Genomic DNA, 609 nt, shown 5'->3' on the forward strand with positions numbered 1-609 from the left:
GATCAACTGCCACTTCCATTATCACCTCAGACTTCGCCATCACCTCAAACAGAGACTCATCGTAACGTGCGCGGCGCTGATTACTACCACTAAAAACCCACCCCAAAACCAATAGGAAAAAACATGTTAGAAACACAAAGCTTACAGCAACTTCGACAGCTCAAGTTAACCGGTTTAGCCGAAGCACTAGAGATGCAGTTTAATCAACCCAATACCTATGAAGAGCTTAGCTTCGCCGAACGAATTAACCTAGCAGTACAACAAGAAGTGACTTACCGGCACGACAAACGCTTACAACGATTGCTCAAGGCTGCTCGCTTCAAGGTCACCGCTAGAATGGAAGATATCGACTACAGCCACCCACGTGGCTTAAAGCAAAGTACAGTCGCGGGCTTGCAAAGCAATACCTGGATAAGCAAAGGGCAAAATCTGGTAATGACGGGACCAACAGGCTGCGGAAAAACCTATCTTGCTTGTGCATTAGGACATCATGCCTGTCTGCACGGTTATCAAGTACGATACTTCAGAGCCTCGCGGTTGTTCGAGCAGCTGACCATCTCACACGGCGATGGTAGCTACCTAAGACTCTTAAACCAAATAGCCAGGCTG

At 47.6% G+C, this 609-nt stretch carries 1 protein-coding gene; it reads left to right on the forward strand.

The window, feature by feature from the left end:
• Positions 1-123: 123 nt before the first annotated feature.
• Positions 124-609 (forward strand): ATP-binding protein (locus A3756_RS03285; RefSeq protein WP_197481135.1); only part of this gene is annotated, 486 nt, incomplete at its 3' end.

This window comes from Oleiphilus sp. HI0086, assembly GCF_001635225.1.